The organism is Clostridium sp. CM041 (genome assembly GCF_055081035.1).
In genome coordinates this window covers 1,895,281-1,911,624 of the sequence record NZ_CM143648.1, presented here as the reverse complement: position 1 = coordinate 1,911,624, position 16,344 = coordinate 1,895,281, and the positions used below count along the sequence as shown (strand labels likewise).

Below are 16,344 nucleotides of genomic sequence, written 5' to 3'. Positions count from 1 at the left end.
TTAGTTGTTAGTATTTAGTACATTATTTATTTAGATTTTTGGGGAAGAAAAAAAGCTACTTTCCTATAAGGAAAGTAGCAATAGTTAACTTTAATAAACAATAAAATTGTATCATAAAATTTGCTAACATCCTTATCTTTCAGATTTTACAATCTGCAGGAATTGACACCACTACATTCGAATAAGAATGCTGGTTGTCGGGCTTCATCGGACCAGTTCCTCTGCCACTCTGGATAAGTTGTATTCAGTTATTAGTATTTAGTATATTACTCATAAAAACAATTGTCAATACTTTTTTAATAGATAAAGTTATTTTAATTATGCTCTTTTATAATACTATATGCTGCACTGAACATGCCAAATAAAATGCCAACGATAGGGAATATAATCCAATTAATGTGCCATAGATTAAAAACTAATCCACTGACAAGGAAGATACAGATTGCTAATGGCCATACGATAGCAGCAACTGCAGCAATAAGTTTATTATCTTCAGTTTTTTCTGTTGTAAAGTTTTTTTCAGTTGTAAAGTCATAAATTTGTAAAAGAATACTAAAACTGTGCTTAATATTTCCAAAATATATAAAGAGGAAAACGGCAATAGCAACCATCATAAGTAAAACAACTAATCCGTAGCTAGATGCATTGTCGCCAAAAGCAGATGATACAAAAAGTGCAACTGGTGATAAGATGCATAGACTTACACCTATTATTACAGATATCATATGCTTTGATGAAAAAGCATTATTTTTTTGATTTACAATTGCTCTTACATGAGGAGGTAAATCAAAACCGCTTTGTAAATATTCGTATTTTTGTAGCTTCATACCGGAATAAATGAATAAAGCTACAGCAGGTGCACATAGTAAGAATAGTGCAATAATACCAAACATATCGCTGAAATCTTTTGAAAAACCTTTACCAATAATGCCACCATCTGTGAGAGTGGTAAGTAATATTAGCATAGCTGTTGCTATAATACATAAAGAAACACCGATACCTACTAATAAGCCAGATTCTTTTTTTGTAGTCATAAAATTATCAGCTTCTTCTTGTGTAATGGTTTTAAGTAGCGCACCATCTTTCATATGTTCGATGCCAAGTTCATCAATTAATTCATCGATATTGCCAAATTCTGAGATTACAATACCAATGGCTTCATTTTCTGATTTTCCATCACTCTTATTCTCATTATATTTTTCTTCCAAATTCCATAATAAATCATTTTTTAATTTTATCGTCTGATTTGTTATTGGTAGGACTTTAAACATATTATCTAAGTAATTTTTTATAGTTTCCAAACTAATCACTCTCCTTAATAAATTTATTAATAACTTCTTTTGTTAAGCTCCATTCTTCACATTTCTCTTTATAATAGGTTAGACCTACGGGGGTAATTCTATAATATGTGCGTCTTTTACCAAAGGTTTCATCTTTATAGAAAGATTCGATATATCCGTTCTTCTCAAGACGGTTGAATGCCGAATAGAGTGTGGTCTCTTTAATAACGTACTTATCCTCTGATAATTTCTTAATATTTTTTGATATTTCATACCCGTAGGATTCGCCATCTTGAAGCATAAAAAGAATAATCGTATCATTATATCCTCGAATTACATCGCTGCTTATCAAATTATATCCTCCTTTGCTTTTACTGCATCTGTAGTACTTTGTCTGTCGTAGTAATTTAAGAATAACACAATTACTACGACAGGTAAAGCATTTTTTAAAACTTGCGAAGATGTAATGTTACTATAAGGTTCCAAGATGGTACCTTATAGATTATTATGATAAACTATATACAGTAATAATTAGATTGGAAGGAATGGTGAGTTATGGACATAATATTTTTATTAAAAGCAATTATAATAGCAATAGTAGAAGGGGTAACTGAATTTATCCCAGTATCGTCTACAGGACATATGATATTGATTGGATGGGCAATTGGGTTTGAGGGAGAGTTTGTAAAGATGTTTCAAGTTGTAATCCAACTTGGAGCAATAATGGCAGTTGTTGTTTTGTATTGGGAGAAGATTAGCGAAAGTATAATAGAATTTTTTAAGTTTATATTTACTAAAGGAAAAGAGGGAAAGAAAGGATTCAGATTTGGGATAAATGTTATTACGGCATCTATACCAATGGGAATTGCAGGAGTAGTATTATACGATAAAATAAAACTATTGTTTACACCAGAGGCTGTTATAGTAGGATTCATAGTTGGTGGATTATTGTTACTAATAATCGAGAAGAGAGTTAGAAACAGGGATCATAAAGTAGAAAGTATAGATAGCATAACGCCTATACAATCATTTAAAATCGGTTTATTACAACTGCTTGCAATGTGGCCAGGAATGTCAAGAAGTGCTTCTACAATTATGGGCGGATGGATTGCAGGATTATCAACACCGATAGCAGCAGAATTTTCATTTTTCATAGCGATTCCAGCTATGATAGGGGCAACAGGAAAAGATTTATTTGAATTTGATTATTCTGTAATGACGAAAACATTATGGATTTCATTAATAGTAGGATTTGTTGTAGCCTTCATAGTATCTTTGATAGTTATGAAAAAATTTGTGGATTATTTGAAAAAGAAGCCAATGAAAGTCTTTGCAATATATAGAGTAGTAGTAGGTATTTTACTTGGAATATTAGTATTAACTAAGGTTATTATTTTAGCATAATCATAGAAAGTAAATAGCAAGGGGTATTTTTTCTTTATGAAAAAGTAAAGGGAAAAATTACATATGTATTAAGTGATATGAGATGGTTTTTAATATTTCAAAATCTTTAAAGTCAAAGCCAGGGGATACCATACAGTCAAAAAGAGAGTAACCTGAACTATTCATAGCAGATCCAAAGATATAATTTTTAGGTGCTAGGAATTGTGCAGGTTCTCCATTTAATTATAATTATATTCATTCTACAGCTTATTATTCATAAAAAAAAGTATGCTAAAATATAAAATTAGCATACTTTTTTCATTAAATTAACTATTGATGAGTGTTACAGTTGTTTAATAATTTATTATTAAGGGTAATTGCCTTTATTAGTTAGATAATAGTCTGCTAATATAATCCATCGGGTAGGGTCATTGGCTTCTTTGGCTCTATCTTATATAAAAATATTTGTAAGGTTTATTTAAGGTTAATGTTATCAAGAGATAAGATTAACCTTATATAATGTACCTATAGCAAGATTCACTTCATAATTATAATCTTACCGAAAAAAATAATTACTGAAGAGGAATACAAGGAGGCACAATATGATATATTGGGAACTTAAAAAAATATTAAAATCAAAAACTGGAATAATTGTAGCGGCGATATTTATTTTACTTTGCGGAGTAATGGCTTTTATAAAACCAGAGATGGAAACACAGAAATCACATAGAAATCAGCAATATGAGTTAATTAAAGATACAAGGAAGGCAGAGGTAATTGCACAAGAAAAATTAGATGCAAAAATAGGAACAATAAAGGAAGCTGCAAATAACCAGCAGAAGGATGAATTTAGTAAAGGTATTAAAGAAATATCCACCAAAAAGCTAAAAAGTATGGAAGGCGCCATGTATAAAGAAGTTAGTTTTTGGAAGGTATTCGATTATAGAGCGACCAATACATTTATGGTATTCTGTATGGTGGTAATTCTAATTATAGTTTGCTGTAATACATATACGGATGAAATTGTTTCTACGGTAGAAAATTTGATTCTTACATCAAAAAATAAAAATAGAACTTTATATTCAAAATTAGGACTTGGAATATTAATACCAACAGTTCTATATGGATTTTATCTAGCAATTCAATTCATAATAACAGCAATTCAATATGGCATGCCTATAAATGGGAAACTACAAGCAATAAGAATAATAGATAATCCTATTCTAGCACGGGATGCATATACAATAATTCAATTTATAATATCTAAGATAATCATAATGATATTAATACTAGTTACTTTAGGTGTAATTGCATGTTTATGTTCATTTATAACAAAAAGTTCAATAACATCAACAAGTGCGTTTTTAATTATTGTTATTACTCCAAAACTGTTAACTATAGTAAGAGTAATTCCAAGTAATGTTCAAATGGTATTAAGCAAGGTTAATTTTATAGATTTAATAGTCTATTTTCAAATGTTTGCTGGAGTATATTATGGAAGTGTAAAATTCTTTGGTATGAATTTTGATTTAATAAATCTTTGTATTGGAATGCTTGCAGTGACTATAGTGGCAGCAATTACATTAAGCATAGTATCATTTAAAAAAGTATTAGTAAGATAATTAAAATTAGAGGAGGAATAATTATGAACAAGCTTGAAATAAAAAAATTAACAAAAACCTTTGGAAAAAAGAATGCAAATAATAATATAACACTTACTTTAGAAAATGGTGTATATGGACTACTCGGACCAAATGGAGCGGGTAAAACTACACTAATGAAACAAATAGTAACATTAACAAAACCTACTAGTGGAGAAATTATTTATAATGGGAAAAGTATTTACGATAAAGAGGATGAGTATAGAAATATTATTGGATATCTGCCACAAGAATTTGGTGCATATAAAAATTTTACAGCAAAGCAATTTTTGAAATACGTGGCTGCATTAAAAGGAATAGATAAAAATAGTGCATCTGAAAAAATTGATGAACTACTAAACCTTGTTGGCTTATATGAGGTTAGAAACAAGGCAGTTGGTAAATTTTCAGGTGGGATGAAACGAAGAGTTGGAATTGCACAAGTATTATTAAATGATCCTAAAGTAGTTGTATTAGATGAACCAACAGCGGGTCTTGATCCACAAGAAAGAGCAAGATTTAGAAATCTTATAGCTGAAATATCAAAGGACAAAATAATAATACTTTCAACTCATATTATTTCAGATATAGAAGCAGTAGCAAGAGAAACTATAATGATTAAAAACGGTAGCGTTATAATAAAAGGAAATCATAAAGATATATTATCGGGCATGACTGGAAAAGTATACAAGATTACAACGAATAAAGAAAATGAAATTATGGATATACAAAGAGATTATAAAGTGGTCAATATGCAAAGGGGGGCAGATTCTACGCAGCTAAGAGTAGTAAGCGATAAAATGCCTTTATATGTATCAGCGCAAAGCATAGAGCCAAGTTTCGAGGATGTATATATGTTTTACTTTGATTTAGAAAATACTAAGGAGGTGTAACTTATGGGAATTCTTATAAAATCAGAAATAAGAAAAATGTTATTAAAACCTAGCATTATAATAACTTGGATTGTTTTGCTTTTATTTAGTAAAATTTTAATTAGGCCAGGTGAAAGCGTAGAGGTTTGGGCAGATGTATTTAGTAAAATTTCTGGGATTGTGCCATTAATAGGACTACTAACCTTTATGATAATTTCAGCTGTATATACCCTTGAATATAGTTCTAATATGAATGAACTTATAAATACAACCCAAAATGGAAAGAAAAAGGTTGTAATGGCAAAATCCATTGGGGCTGGAATAGCAACATCAATAGGTAATCTATCAATAGTACTTACAGTATGTATAGATGGATTAATAAAATCTAATTTTAAAGGGCTAGATTTACCATTAAAAAAACTTTGGTATTTTGGAAATAGTGGCTCAAACATAACTGTATTGCAAATGATGATTATACTTATAATAACAGTTATAATAGGTTCGTTCTTTTTCTCGCAGTTAGGATTATATTTATCAGCAATAAGTAAATCAGCTTCTATACCTTTTGTTTTTGGGGGATTGCTTATGGGGGTGCCATATATACTAAGTGGTTTATTATCGCAAGGGGTGTACGCAAAATATTTTGGGGTAACTCCACTTTGGGGAATGATGTCTATGGAATTAATAAAATATCAAGTTCCAATATCACTGATTATGATTCAAATAGCAATAGTTATTGCTTGTTTTATATTTTTACCAAAGCTTACTTACAAATCATTTATAAAGGAATAAAAAATATGACAAGATAGTTTCTATGGTATTATATAAGTAAGAAATACAAGGATATTTCAGAAGACTAAACAATTATTAATTGTTTAGTCTTCTGAAATATTTAATATGGAACATTTAGGTGATAATTTAAGAGGTGGTAATTATGAATAATTCAATTAATAAAAGTAAAATATTAATAGTTGATGATGAAGAGGATATATTAAGACTTTTATCTACTGTGCTTAGAAAAGAAGGTTTTGAAAATATATACACTGCAGCAGCGGCAAAAGAAGCATTAGATGCAGTAATACGAATAAACCCAGATATTATTCTTTTGGATATAATGATGCCTGATAAAGATGGTTATGAAGTATGCAAAGAAATAAGACGCACTTCTAGAACACCAATTTTGTTTATGTCGGCTAAAACAGAAGAGTTAGATAGGATTTTAGGATTTGCTTTAGGGGCTGATGACTATATTACAAAGCCATTTAGTCCAAAAGAGGTCGCGTATAGGGTGAAGGCTCATCTAAGAAGAAATAATTACATTGGTGAAGAGCCTGCGCAGAAGTGCAAAATCATAGTTTTTGGACCCTTTGAATTAAATGAGGAAAAGATAGAGCTTAAAAAAAATGGGGAATTAATAGAGTTAAAACCAAAAGAATTTAAGATGGTAGCATATTTTGCAAAAAATACGAACCAAATTCTTAGCAAGGAAAAAATTTGTAGTGGGGTTTGGGGAGAAGATTATATAGGGTTTGACAATACAATTATGGTTCACATAAGGAGACTCAGAGAAAAAATAGAGGATAATCCTTCAATGCCAAAATATATAGTTAATATTAAGGGTCTTGGGTACAAATTTGTTGTAAAGGATGAATAGATATGAAATGGAAATTGATGGCAAGATTCATGGCAACTGTGGTTTCTGTAGTTATAATCGTAATGATTATAAATATTATTACAGTTTTTTCTTTTATAATTTATAACAATGAGACAAAAAGCACTTTAATAAAGGGGAAATTAGAAAGTTTAGGGGTAGAGGATTACACTAGAAATTTTAGTGAATATATTGTAGGGAATAAAGAAACTGTATATATAGATAATGATGGAAAATCTAGCTTAGATAATAACAATATATGGATACAGATATTAGATGAGCAAAGTAGTGAAATATATAGTTATAAAAAGCCAAATAGTATAAAAAAAAGTTATACTCCTTTTGAATTGATTAATCAATACAAATATGCAGATGAAAAAACATTAGCAACTATTTTCATGGGTGAAAAACAAATAGAAGGAAGTAAATACAGTTATATAATAGGATTTCCGCGGGATAAGATTCAAAGACAAGTAATTACTATTAAGAATAATAATTTTGTAGCAATTATAGGTAAATATATTTACAGCATTTTAATATTAGATGCATTAATTGCATTATTTTTTGCATATTTATTTTCAAGAAAACTAACTAGACCTGTTAGTAACATAATAAATGGAGTTCTAATATTATCGGATGGAAAATATGATTTAAAATTGCCTCAAAAGGGAATATACACTGGGGTATATAGGAACTTAAACAATCTTTCATCAACTCTTAGAAGTAATGAAATAGAAAGAAAAAAACTTGATCAAATGAGAGAAGAATGGATTTCAAATATGTCACATGATATTAAGACACCACTGGTATCTATAAAAGGATATGCTGAAATTTTAAGTAGTGATGAGTATGATTTATCAAAAGAAGAGATAAATCAGTATTCAAAAATAATAGAGAGTAAGTCTAACTATATAAAAGAGCTTGTAGATGATTTGAATTTAACAACAAGATTAAAAAATAAGGTATTAAAGCTAAATAAGAAAAAAGTAAATATGGTTAGCTTGGCACGAAATGCTGTAATTGATATACTAAACGATCCTAAGAATGCTAATGTAGATATTGATTTTATTTGTGATAATGAAGTTATAGAAGCTTTTGTGGATAATATTCTGATAATGAGGACTATAAAAAACTTGGTATATAATGCAATAGTTCATAATAAAGGGGGCGTAAATATAAAAGTATTGGTTGAGAAGAAGGATAACATAAAAATTGTTATAAGTGATAACGGAAAAGGAATAAGGCCGGAAGAACTAAACTTTATATTTGAAAGATATTACAGAGGTGCAAATACCGGAAAAGGACATGAAGGTTCGGGACTTGGAATGGCTATTGCGAGGGACATAGTAAAAGCACATGATGGAGAAATTAGGGTGCTAAGTGAGCTCGGACGTGGTACAGAAATAGAAATCAATTTATAAATAAGTATTCGATTTAAAGATTTTTATGAATATAATAAGAATGGAGATGGATAATGAATTTTATAGGTAATATTATTTGGTTGTTATTTGGTGGAATCATTTCAGCTATTGCATGGTTTTTATCAGGTCTAATTTTATGCGTTACAATTATTGGAATACCGTTTGGTATTCAATGTTTTAAGATTTCAATATTTGTATTGTGGCCTTTTGAAAAAGAAATAGAGCTTGGTAATTTTGGTGTTGGAGGATTGATTTTTAATGTTATCTGGATTATTTTTTTAGGATGGGAACTTGCCATAGCGCACCTCATTACAGGTGTGATATTTTGTATAACAATTGTAGGAATACCATTTGGGCTTCAGCATTTTAAATTTGCTCAACTTGGGCTCATACCTTTTGGAGCGAAAATACATTAGATATAAATTAGCTCAATATTATTTATAGAAAATAGGTAGGCAACATAGTATTCTATGATGCTCTATCTATTTTTTAGTTGTATTTTATTTCACATCTACAGTGACCTCAGGATACTTTGAGTAAGAACCTCTAGAGGTTACTACTCATCAAATATTTTCAGCTTATTAGGAAAGAAAATCATCATTGTAGTTCCAGAAGGTTCAGAAAACTGAACGGTTATATCTAATCCTAATTTTTTGCATAGTATTTTACATAGATAAAGTCCCATTCCCGTGGATTTCATATATGATCTACCATGATGTCCTGTAAATCCTCTATCAAAAACGCGAGGTATATCCTCAGGAGGAATGCCTATGCCGTTATCATGAACATGCAGAATGGTGCCTGATATTACTTGCCTCGTATAAAATGAAATTATTAGTTTATCACTTCGATACTTGATTGCATTATCAATGAGTTGTTTCAAAATAAATATAATCCATTTAGGGTCAGTTGTTACATCTAATTCCAAATCTTTCATTTGTATTTTGCCACTCATTCGTATGATACTCATTGAGCAGCTTTTTATTGTGCTATTGACTATGGATGAGAGACGAGTCGTCTCTATCTGATAATCGTCATAAAGCGTATTACTTCTGGCATAGTAAAGTGTTTGCTCAACATAACCTTCAATTCGATCAATTTCAGATTGTATTTGATGCGATATAGGTGATTTGTTATTTGCTATAATCAAATTGATTGCCGTAATAGGTGTTTTGATTTCATGCACCCATAATTCAATATAATCCTGATAGTTTCGTTGTGATATTTTAAAGCTTGCGATATTATCATTCATGACCTTTGTTGAGTCTTTCAAAATCTGATAAAAAACCTGACCACTAAAAAAATGCGGTGCTTCAACAATATCAGTGATATATGTCTTTTCATCAAGATTTTGAAAAATTAAAAGCAGTTCGCTGTAAAAATGCTTCATTCTGTAATAGTCAAAGCATAATCCAGAAATATAACAGAAAAGCAATATACCACAAATGAAAATAATAACAGAACTTTTAACATTAAATAGATATAGTATACCAGTGCTAATAACATAGGATAAAAGAACAAGAATAATTTGAATTGATTTTTCTTTAAGATAATTTATGACACTCATATCTGATACCCTTGACCGCGTTTTGTAATTAAATAATCGGTTAAGCCAAAAGACTTAAGTTTCCGTCTAAGCCTTGCAATATTGACATTCAAGGTATTTTCATCAACATAATCCCCATTTTGCCATAGCTCATTCATAAGATCATCCCTTGAAATTATATTGCCCTTATTCAGTATGAGCAATCGAATTATACCTAACTCATTTTTTGATAAGTCTACTTCCCCGCCATCATAGATCATTTTGCTTTTTAAAACATCTACGGTTAGGTCTTTATGGCTAAGTAAGATACTCTCAGGATTATCGGTGGTTCTTTTTAACACAGACTGAATATGAGCTAGTAATATTTGAAGATTATAAGGTTTAGTGATAAAATCATCAGCTCCAATGTTTAAGCTTAGCAATTCGTCTATTGGTGTGTTTCTGCTGGTGACAACGATGATAGGAACAGGAGATTGTTTGCGTATTTCACGGCATACGTGGAACCCGTCCTGATAAGGTAAATTTAAATCCAAAAGTATTAAATTAGATTCTGAATGTAATACAATTTCAATAATATTTTCAAAATCATTGCTATCAAAACACTCATAACCATATTTAGAGAGGAAACTCTTTAGCTCCCTAGAAATTGTTGGATCATCCTCAATGATAAATATCTTCATTTTACAGTCTCCTCTTCGATATAAATATAATAAACGATACCACGATGTTATATTGCAGTACTTTGCACATACGACAATTATAATGAATTATATGGTATATTGTACATAATATTCGTTATAATGGCAAGGAGTAGAGTAGCCCAACCATCACTTACGGTGCTGGTTACAGCAATGCAATTGATGATTAACCTTACAAAATGGTAATGCTACGGTAAGGTTAATCGATAGTTTGAAAAATAGAAAGATGATAAAGTAGGGTAAGAGAGAGAAAAGGAGCGATAACGATGAATATTAATACGATTTTAAAAGTTAAAGATATTGAAAAAGTATATGGGAATAAAGGTAAAGTTACACATGCATTAAATGGTGTTTCTTTTAAAGTGAATAAAGGAGAATTTTTGGGAATAATGGGTTCTAGCGGAAGCGGAAAAAGCACATTACTTAACTGTATCTCTACCATTGATACTATTACATCAGGACATGTATATGTAGACGAAGAAGATATCACTCTTTTAGGTGGAAGTAAGCTTTCCAAATTTCGTCGTGAAAAATTGGGATTTATATTTCAAGATTATAATTTATTGGACACATTGACAGCATATGAAAACATCTCATTAGCATTGTCCATTAATCATTGTCCTGTGAATAAAATGAAACAAGAAATAGATAATGTAGCTTTGGCTTTAAATATAGAGAAAGTGCTTAATAAGTATCCTTATGAAATGTCTGGAGGACAGCAACAAAGAGTGGCAGCAGCTCGTGCTATGGTGGCTCATCCATCTTTACTTTTAGCAGATGAACCAACAGGAGCGCTTGATAGTAAATCTGCAAAAATGCTATTAAAAAGTTTGGAAGATTTAAATCGTAATCAAGAGGCCACAATTCTTATGGTAACTCATGATGCGTATAATGCAAGCTTTTGTAAAAGAATCATTTTTATTAAGGATGGAAAAATATTCAATGAGTTATATAAAGGCAGTCATGATCGAAAAACCTTCTTTAATAGCATCATGGAAGTTGTTTCTGTTTTAGGAGGTGAGAGTGATAATGTTTTTTAAACTTGTTTTTAAAAATGTACGTAGGAGTATTAAAGACTATGTGGTCTACTTTTTAACATTGGCCCTGGCGGTTAGTTTGTTTTATGCATTTAATTCAATAGCATCTCAGCCAGGATTAAGCAAATTATCTTCTGCAATGAAAATGATGACCGATACTATGAATCAATATATAGGAATTCTATCAAAATTTATTGCTGTGATTCTTGCTTTTGTTGTAGTATACGCAAATCAGTTTATTATGAAAAGAAGAAAAAAAGAAATGGGAATGTATATGACTCTCGGCATGGACAAGTGGAGCATTTCATCTATTTTTGTGGGGGAAATTGTTTTGGTTGGTATTTTTTCCTTAATAGTTGGATTAGGTATAGGTTTGCTTTTATCACAAGGGCTTTCACTAATAGCGTTAAATTTATTTGCAACAGATGTATCTTCATTCCAGTTGGTTTTGTCTGTTAATGCTATAAAAGAAACAATTATTAATTTTGCTATTATTTTTGGGGTTGTTATGATAGTTAACACGCGTTCGATTTTTAAATTAAAGTTAATTGATTTATTAACAGCAGACAGAAAGAATCAAGAATTAAGAGTTCATAATAAATGGATTTCATTTTTATTACTTGCTACATCAGCATTTTGTATGATTTTAGGTATATACATACTATTTAGTACTGGACTTAGCAAAACAACTCTACCAAAAGTTATGGTGCTTATTGGGGTTGGTATTCTATTGTTTTATTATACTGCTTCTAGTGTAATGATATTATTTGTTCAAAAAAATAAACGTATGTACTTTCGTGGATTAAATACATTCTTATTTAGACAAATTGGTAGCAAGCTTCAGACAAATTATCTTGTCATCACAGTTATTAGTGGATTGCTTTTGTGCTCGCTTGTAGTCCTTAGCTCAGGGTTTAGTATTAGTGGTCAAATTAACAATCTGATGAAAAAATCTATTCCTTATGATGTTACCGTTCTGTTACCTATAAGCAAGAATAAAGTAACTCCACTAGAAAAATCCCAAAAAGATGGAGTCATTTTGCAAGAAAATTTGAAGGATTATTGTGAGAGCATTCTATATGTTACGGATTATACCTATGGAGATATATTTGAGGGGCAAGTCGTAAAATTATCCATTACGGATAAGGACATGCCAGAATCTAAAATTAACTTCATGTCAGAGACGGAGTTTAATAAACAGATGACTCTTCAAAATGAGAAACAGATTAGCTTATCTAAAAATCAATATCTTATAAATGCAACCTATAAGAACACAATACCTTATGTAGATCATTTTTTAAAGAATCATGGGAAGATTACAGTTTCTGGTCAAGAATTAACACCACAAAGGGCAGAACCCCTTAACAAGACAATTATAGCATTTGCTCCTATAGGCGCAAATGATCCGGGAACAATTATTGTACCTGATGAAATTGTTTCAAAGTTAATACCAGAGACATATTTTTTAAACGGTCTTTATAAGGCGGACGCGAACAAAGAATTATTGAACGCACAGATGATTAAAGCATGGTCTGATTCAATAGTAGGTGGAAGCATTACCTATACCACAAAAGATGTTCTGCAGGACTTCTATTTTGGAACATTTGGGGTTGTCGCATTCATATGTAGTTATTTTGGTCTTGTGCTTATTATAATTTGTTTGGCAGTACTCGCACTGCAACAATTAACTGAAACTCAAGATAACAAAGAACGATATCACACATTAGCCAATATGGGGGCAGATGGAAAAATGATTCGTAGCACATTGTTTCTACAGATTGGATTTTACTTTATTGTGCCACTCATTATGTCAATGGTCTTATCTATGTTTGTTACTAGATCCGTACTAAATGAAGTGGAGTCATTCTTTCAGATGTCTATTGGGCTAAATATGGGGGTAAGTTTTGCAATTATTATCGCTTTGTATATCGTGTACTTCATTGCAACTTACGAAAGTGCAAAACAAATCATTGTTGAACAAAAGATAAAATAAAGAAATATAGTGAGGAGTGAAGAATTTGGAAAATTTTTTATTGAATTTAGGAGTGTCTGAAGGAATTATTAAAACTATTCAATGGTGGTCGCCAGCCCTTGAAGGAATCGTAGTCATCATTGCTATAGTTATTGTTGTGAGGATTATTAAACATAAGAAAAACAAAATGTTAGGATAGGTGTGTTTCCTAATGCTCATATCCCTACGTACATACAAAATTTACGCAGAGTTAAAATATGATCCGCAGCTGGTGATTTTGGATATTACATTACCCTTTCATAATGGATTTCACTGGTGCATGGAAATTAGGAAAATATCAAGGATTCCAATAATTTTTGCGTCTTCCGCCAGTGATAATATGAATTTGATTATGGCTTTGCCATTAATATAGAATCACGATTAAAAGCATTTACTATATTTTCAAACAATTACATAAGTAATATATACTTGTATATAAATTTGTATCATTGTATAATTAAAATTGACCTTTTTGGTAGTTTATAATAAAAGTTTAAAAATATTATAGAGAGCAACTATAAAATATAAGGCAAAGGATGAAAAATATGACGAAAAAATTAAATCTAATTAAAAGACTAATCCTATTTTTTATAGGAATGAGTATAATACAGATCGGGGTAGCTTTGTTTTTAAAAACTAATATTGGATCTGACCCGTTTACTTTATTCACTCAAGGATTAGCATTTTTATTAAAGAAGACACCTGGGAATGCCAATATGATTATTTTATTTGTAGTGGTTTGCATAATACTTTTAGTTGAAAGAACGCGTATTAATATAGGAACAATTATATGCGTGGTGGGAGTAGGCCCCATTATGGATCTTGGGGTAAAGGCTGTTTCATTTTTCCCAATTGAATCTTTAAATACTGGCGTAAAAATACTTTTAGTTGTATTCGGATGTGTTCTAATTGCAATTGGATTCTCTATACTTTCAGCAAGTAATCTAGGCGTTGCACCAAATGATATTATTCCATTTATAATAAAAGATAAAACTAATTTAGAATATCGTTGGGTTCGTATGGGCTTAGATGCTACCTTTTTAATAACAGGATTTGCACTCGGTGGAGTATTTGGTATAGGTACAATAATATCTGCATTGTTAACAGGTCCATGCATACAATTTTGCCTTCCATATGGAGAAAAGTTAGTAAATTCGATTGTTAAAAATCAATCTGAACATAAAGAGGAAGAAAATGTATGCGTCGAAGCTTAAATTTAATTATATTAATGGATAGTAAAAGAAAAGTTTTCTATAATGATGACCGGGTAAAATAATAATAAAAACAACCATCTGGAGCCCAGATGGTTGTTTTTATTGAAATAAAGATTTATAATCAGCATTAGAAATTCCAGTTTTAAAGGCATTCAGGTCCTGAAAAGAACTTACATCTACCCTGTGTAAGGAAAGTAGACCATCATTTTTAGAGGACCAACTAGACGACTTACTATCAATGGTGAAAGCCATTTTGTAACCAGCTTCGTTCACAGCCTCAATGGCACTTTTGTTGTACGCACCACCAGGGTAGGCAAAGAAGTTTATTTCTTTCTTTAATATTTTTTCTAGATCTTTTTTAGATTGAATTAATGTTGCTAGTTGCTTATCCTTAGAAAGTGATTTTAACTTATCATGATTTACGGTATGGCTTTCTATATCTACTCCGTATTTATCCATTTCTAAAAGCTGTTTGGATGTCATAAATTCATGATCTTTATCAATATGAGAAGTAATAACAAAAATTGCTGCTTTAAAATTATATTCTTTTAGAACAGGGAACATAGCAGTATAATTATTTTCATAGCCATCATCAAAAGTAAGGACTACAGATTTTTCAGGTAGAGGCTTCTGATTCATAAAGTACTTATATAAATCTGTAAGCGTTATAGTCTGGTAACCGTTATCTTCTAGGTAGTTCATTTGCTCCTTAAACGTTTCAATAGGAAGAGAATTGGAATTACTTTTTCCAGAGGTAATTGAGTGGTACATTAGGACTGGAACACTCTCACCGTAAGGTTTATTAACTGTAGACTCTTTCTTTGTTATGGGTATAGGTTTTGAAATAGATTTTGAACATCCAAGGATAGAGGTTAAAAAAATTAATACAAATATGAAACACAAATTTTTTTTCATATCGACCTCCTAAACCGATTTACATTATAAATTATTATTTGTAATGTATAAAAAATTATACCTAAATTATTTTAGGAGAGTATAGAGAGTGCTAGAAATAAAACACGTAAGAATTTTTTGTATTAAGTTCTCTTTTTTAATAAGGTACATATAATAGTAACTGAATAGAAAAAGGAGTGATGTTAATGTCAAAGAGTGAGAATAACTGTGGTTGTGAAAAAAAGCATGAGGATAACTGTTGTAAAAAAGAAAAGCAATTCCACGACCATGAATTCTTAGGAAGTACTAGATTAGCAGAATTAGATAGTGAGGATGCTCATAACCACAGATTTGCTGGAGTGTCAAGTCCTGCAATACCAGTTCAAGGTGGGCATGTGCATAAAGTTAAATCAAGAACAGATTTTTTTGACCACTTTCATGAATTTGAAGCAACTTCAGGTTTAGCAATACCTGTTGGCGGTGGTAGGCATGTTCATTTTGTAAAGGCTAAAACTAATGTCGTTGATGACCATTGCCATGAATTAATATTTGCTACACTTATAGAAGCTCCAATATTTGAAGAAGCTTAATAAAAGAACTGAGTTAAGTTAAGGCATTGCTGCAAAAGGCAGTGAATGCTAACATCGTTCCATATAACAAGGCTGCACTCCTTTAAAATAAGTTTAAAGGAGTGCAG

17 protein-coding genes, 2 pseudogenes and 1 riboswitch are annotated in these 16,344 nt (G+C 30.6%); of the genes and pseudogenes, 13 read left to right on the top strand and 6 right to left on the bottom strand.

What is annotated here, in order from left to right:
- Window positions 1-129: 129 nt before the first annotated feature.
- A riboswitch (SAM riboswitch) is annotated at window positions 130-240 on the bottom strand.
- A gap of 74 nt (window positions 241-314) precedes the next feature.
- Window positions 315-1,301 (bottom strand): permease prefix domain 1-containing protein, encoded by a 987-nt coding sequence (locus ACWJJT_RS08980; protein ID WP_462954460.1) that lies wholly within the window; start codon window positions 1,299-1,301, stop codon window positions 315-317.
- A 1-nt stretch (window position 1,302) separates the two neighbouring features.
- Window positions 1,303-1,632 carry a PadR family transcriptional regulator gene (locus ACWJJT_RS08975; protein ID WP_462954459.1) on the bottom strand — a complete coding sequence of 110 codons (330 nt, stop codon included), beginning with the start codon at window positions 1,630-1,632 and terminating at the stop codon, window positions 1,303-1,305.
- Between the two features lie 203 nt (window positions 1,633-1,835).
- On the opposite strand from ACWJJT_RS08975, the gene ACWJJT_RS08970 reads away from it, so the two are divergent.
- Window positions 1,836-2,684, top strand: a complete 849-nt coding sequence (locus ACWJJT_RS08970; RefSeq protein ID WP_462954458.1) for an undecaprenyl-diphosphate phosphatase — start codon at window positions 1,836-1,838, stop codon at window positions 2,682-2,684.
- A gap of 57 nt (window positions 2,685-2,741) precedes the next feature.
- Here the strand turns inward: ACWJJT_RS08970 and ACWJJT_RS08965 are convergent.
- Window positions 2,742-2,900, bottom strand: a pseudogene (locus ACWJJT_RS08965) (cupin domain-containing protein); the annotation flags it as partial.
- A gap of 365 nt (window positions 2,901-3,265) precedes the next feature.
- Between ACWJJT_RS08965 and ACWJJT_RS08960 the strand changes: the two are divergent.
- The 6 genes from ACWJJT_RS08960 to ACWJJT_RS08935 all read left to right on the top strand — a co-directional run bounded on the left by ACWJJT_RS08960 (window position 3,266) and on the right by ACWJJT_RS08935 (window position 8,663).
- Window positions 3,266-4,285, top strand: a complete 1,020-nt coding sequence (locus ACWJJT_RS08960; protein ID WP_462954457.1) for a hypothetical protein — start codon at window positions 3,266-3,268, stop codon at window positions 4,283-4,285.
- Window positions 4,286-4,308: 23 nt separating this feature from the next.
- The gene (locus tag ACWJJT_RS08955; protein ID WP_462954456.1) at window positions 4,309-5,196 is read left to right on the top strand and encodes an ABC transporter ATP-binding protein; all 888 of its coding nucleotides are present in this window, start codon (window positions 4,309-4,311) and stop codon (window positions 5,194-5,196) included.
- Between the two features lie 3 nt (window positions 5,197-5,199).
- Complete coding sequence (locus ACWJJT_RS08950; protein ID WP_462954455.1) at window positions 5,200-5,967, top strand: hypothetical protein; 768 nt, start codon at window positions 5,200-5,202, stop codon at window positions 5,965-5,967.
- A gap of 142 nt (window positions 5,968-6,109) precedes the next feature.
- Window positions 6,110-6,829: a response regulator transcription factor gene (locus ACWJJT_RS08945; protein ID WP_220320339.1), complete on the top strand. Its 720-nt coding sequence runs from the start codon at window positions 6,110-6,112 to the stop codon at window positions 6,827-6,829.
- Window positions 6,830-6,831: 2 nt separating this feature from the next.
- Entirely contained in the window at window positions 6,832-8,247 is a 1,416-nt protein-coding gene (locus ACWJJT_RS08940; protein WP_220320340.1) for a sensor histidine kinase, read from the top strand.
- A gap of 53 nt (window positions 8,248-8,300) precedes the next feature.
- Window positions 8,301-8,663 (top strand): YccF domain-containing protein, encoded by a 363-nt coding sequence (locus ACWJJT_RS08935; protein WP_220320341.1) that lies wholly within the window; start codon window positions 8,301-8,303, stop codon window positions 8,661-8,663.
- Window positions 8,664-8,803: 140 nt separating this feature from the next.
- Here ACWJJT_RS08935 and ACWJJT_RS08930 read toward each other — a convergent pair whose 3' ends face one another.
- A complete protein-coding gene (locus tag ACWJJT_RS08930; protein WP_462954454.1) occupies window positions 8,804-9,814 on the bottom strand; it encodes a sensor histidine kinase in 1,011 nt (336 codons plus the stop codon).
- Window positions 9,811-10,473 (bottom strand): response regulator transcription factor, encoded by a 663-nt coding sequence (locus tag ACWJJT_RS08925; protein WP_462954453.1) that lies wholly within the window; start codon window positions 10,471-10,473, stop codon window positions 9,811-9,813. The genes ACWJJT_RS08930 and ACWJJT_RS08925 overlap by 4 nt, the downstream gene beginning before the upstream one ends.
- Window positions 10,474-10,757: 284 nt before the next feature.
- On the opposite strand from ACWJJT_RS08925, the gene ACWJJT_RS08920 reads away from it, so the two are divergent.
- From ACWJJT_RS08920 to ACWJJT_RS08900, 5 genes and pseudogenes are all read left to right on the top strand, one after another.
- The gene (locus ACWJJT_RS08920; protein WP_462954452.1) at window positions 10,758-11,531 is read left to right on the top strand and encodes an ABC transporter ATP-binding protein; all 774 of its coding nucleotides are present in this window, start codon (window positions 10,758-10,760) and stop codon (window positions 11,529-11,531) included.
- Window positions 11,521-13,521: an FtsX-like permease family protein gene (locus ACWJJT_RS08915; protein WP_462954451.1), complete on the top strand. Its 2,001-nt coding sequence runs from the start codon at window positions 11,521-11,523 to the stop codon at window positions 13,519-13,521. The genes ACWJJT_RS08920 and ACWJJT_RS08915 overlap by 11 nt, the downstream gene beginning before the upstream one ends.
- A 25-nt stretch (window positions 13,522-13,546) precedes the next feature.
- Window positions 13,547-13,699: a hypothetical protein gene (locus ACWJJT_RS08910; protein WP_462954450.1), complete on the top strand. Its 153-nt coding sequence runs from the start codon at window positions 13,547-13,549 to the stop codon at window positions 13,697-13,699.
- 51 nt (window positions 13,700-13,750) lie between these two features.
- Window positions 13,751-13,900, top strand: a pseudogene (locus tag ACWJJT_RS08905) (response regulator); the annotation flags it as partial.
- 184 nt (window positions 13,901-14,084) lie between these two features.
- Window positions 14,085-14,753 (top strand): YczE/YyaS/YitT family protein, encoded by a 669-nt coding sequence (locus tag ACWJJT_RS08900; protein WP_462954449.1) that lies wholly within the window; start codon window positions 14,085-14,087, stop codon window positions 14,751-14,753.
- Between the two features lie 99 nt (window positions 14,754-14,852).
- On the opposite strand, the gene ACWJJT_RS08895 is transcribed toward ACWJJT_RS08900, so the two are convergent.
- Entirely contained in the window at window positions 14,853-15,668 is an 816-nt protein-coding gene (locus ACWJJT_RS08895) for a polysaccharide deacetylase family protein (protein ID WP_462954448.1), read from the bottom strand.
- A 185-nt stretch (window positions 15,669-15,853) separates the two neighbouring features.
- Here ACWJJT_RS08895 and ACWJJT_RS08890 point away from each other — a divergent pair, with 185 nt between their 5' ends.
- Window positions 15,854-16,237, top strand: a complete 384-nt coding sequence (locus ACWJJT_RS08890) for a YmaF family protein (protein ID WP_462954447.1) — start codon at window positions 15,854-15,856, stop codon at window positions 16,235-16,237.
- Window positions 16,238-16,344 lie beyond the last annotated feature (107 nt).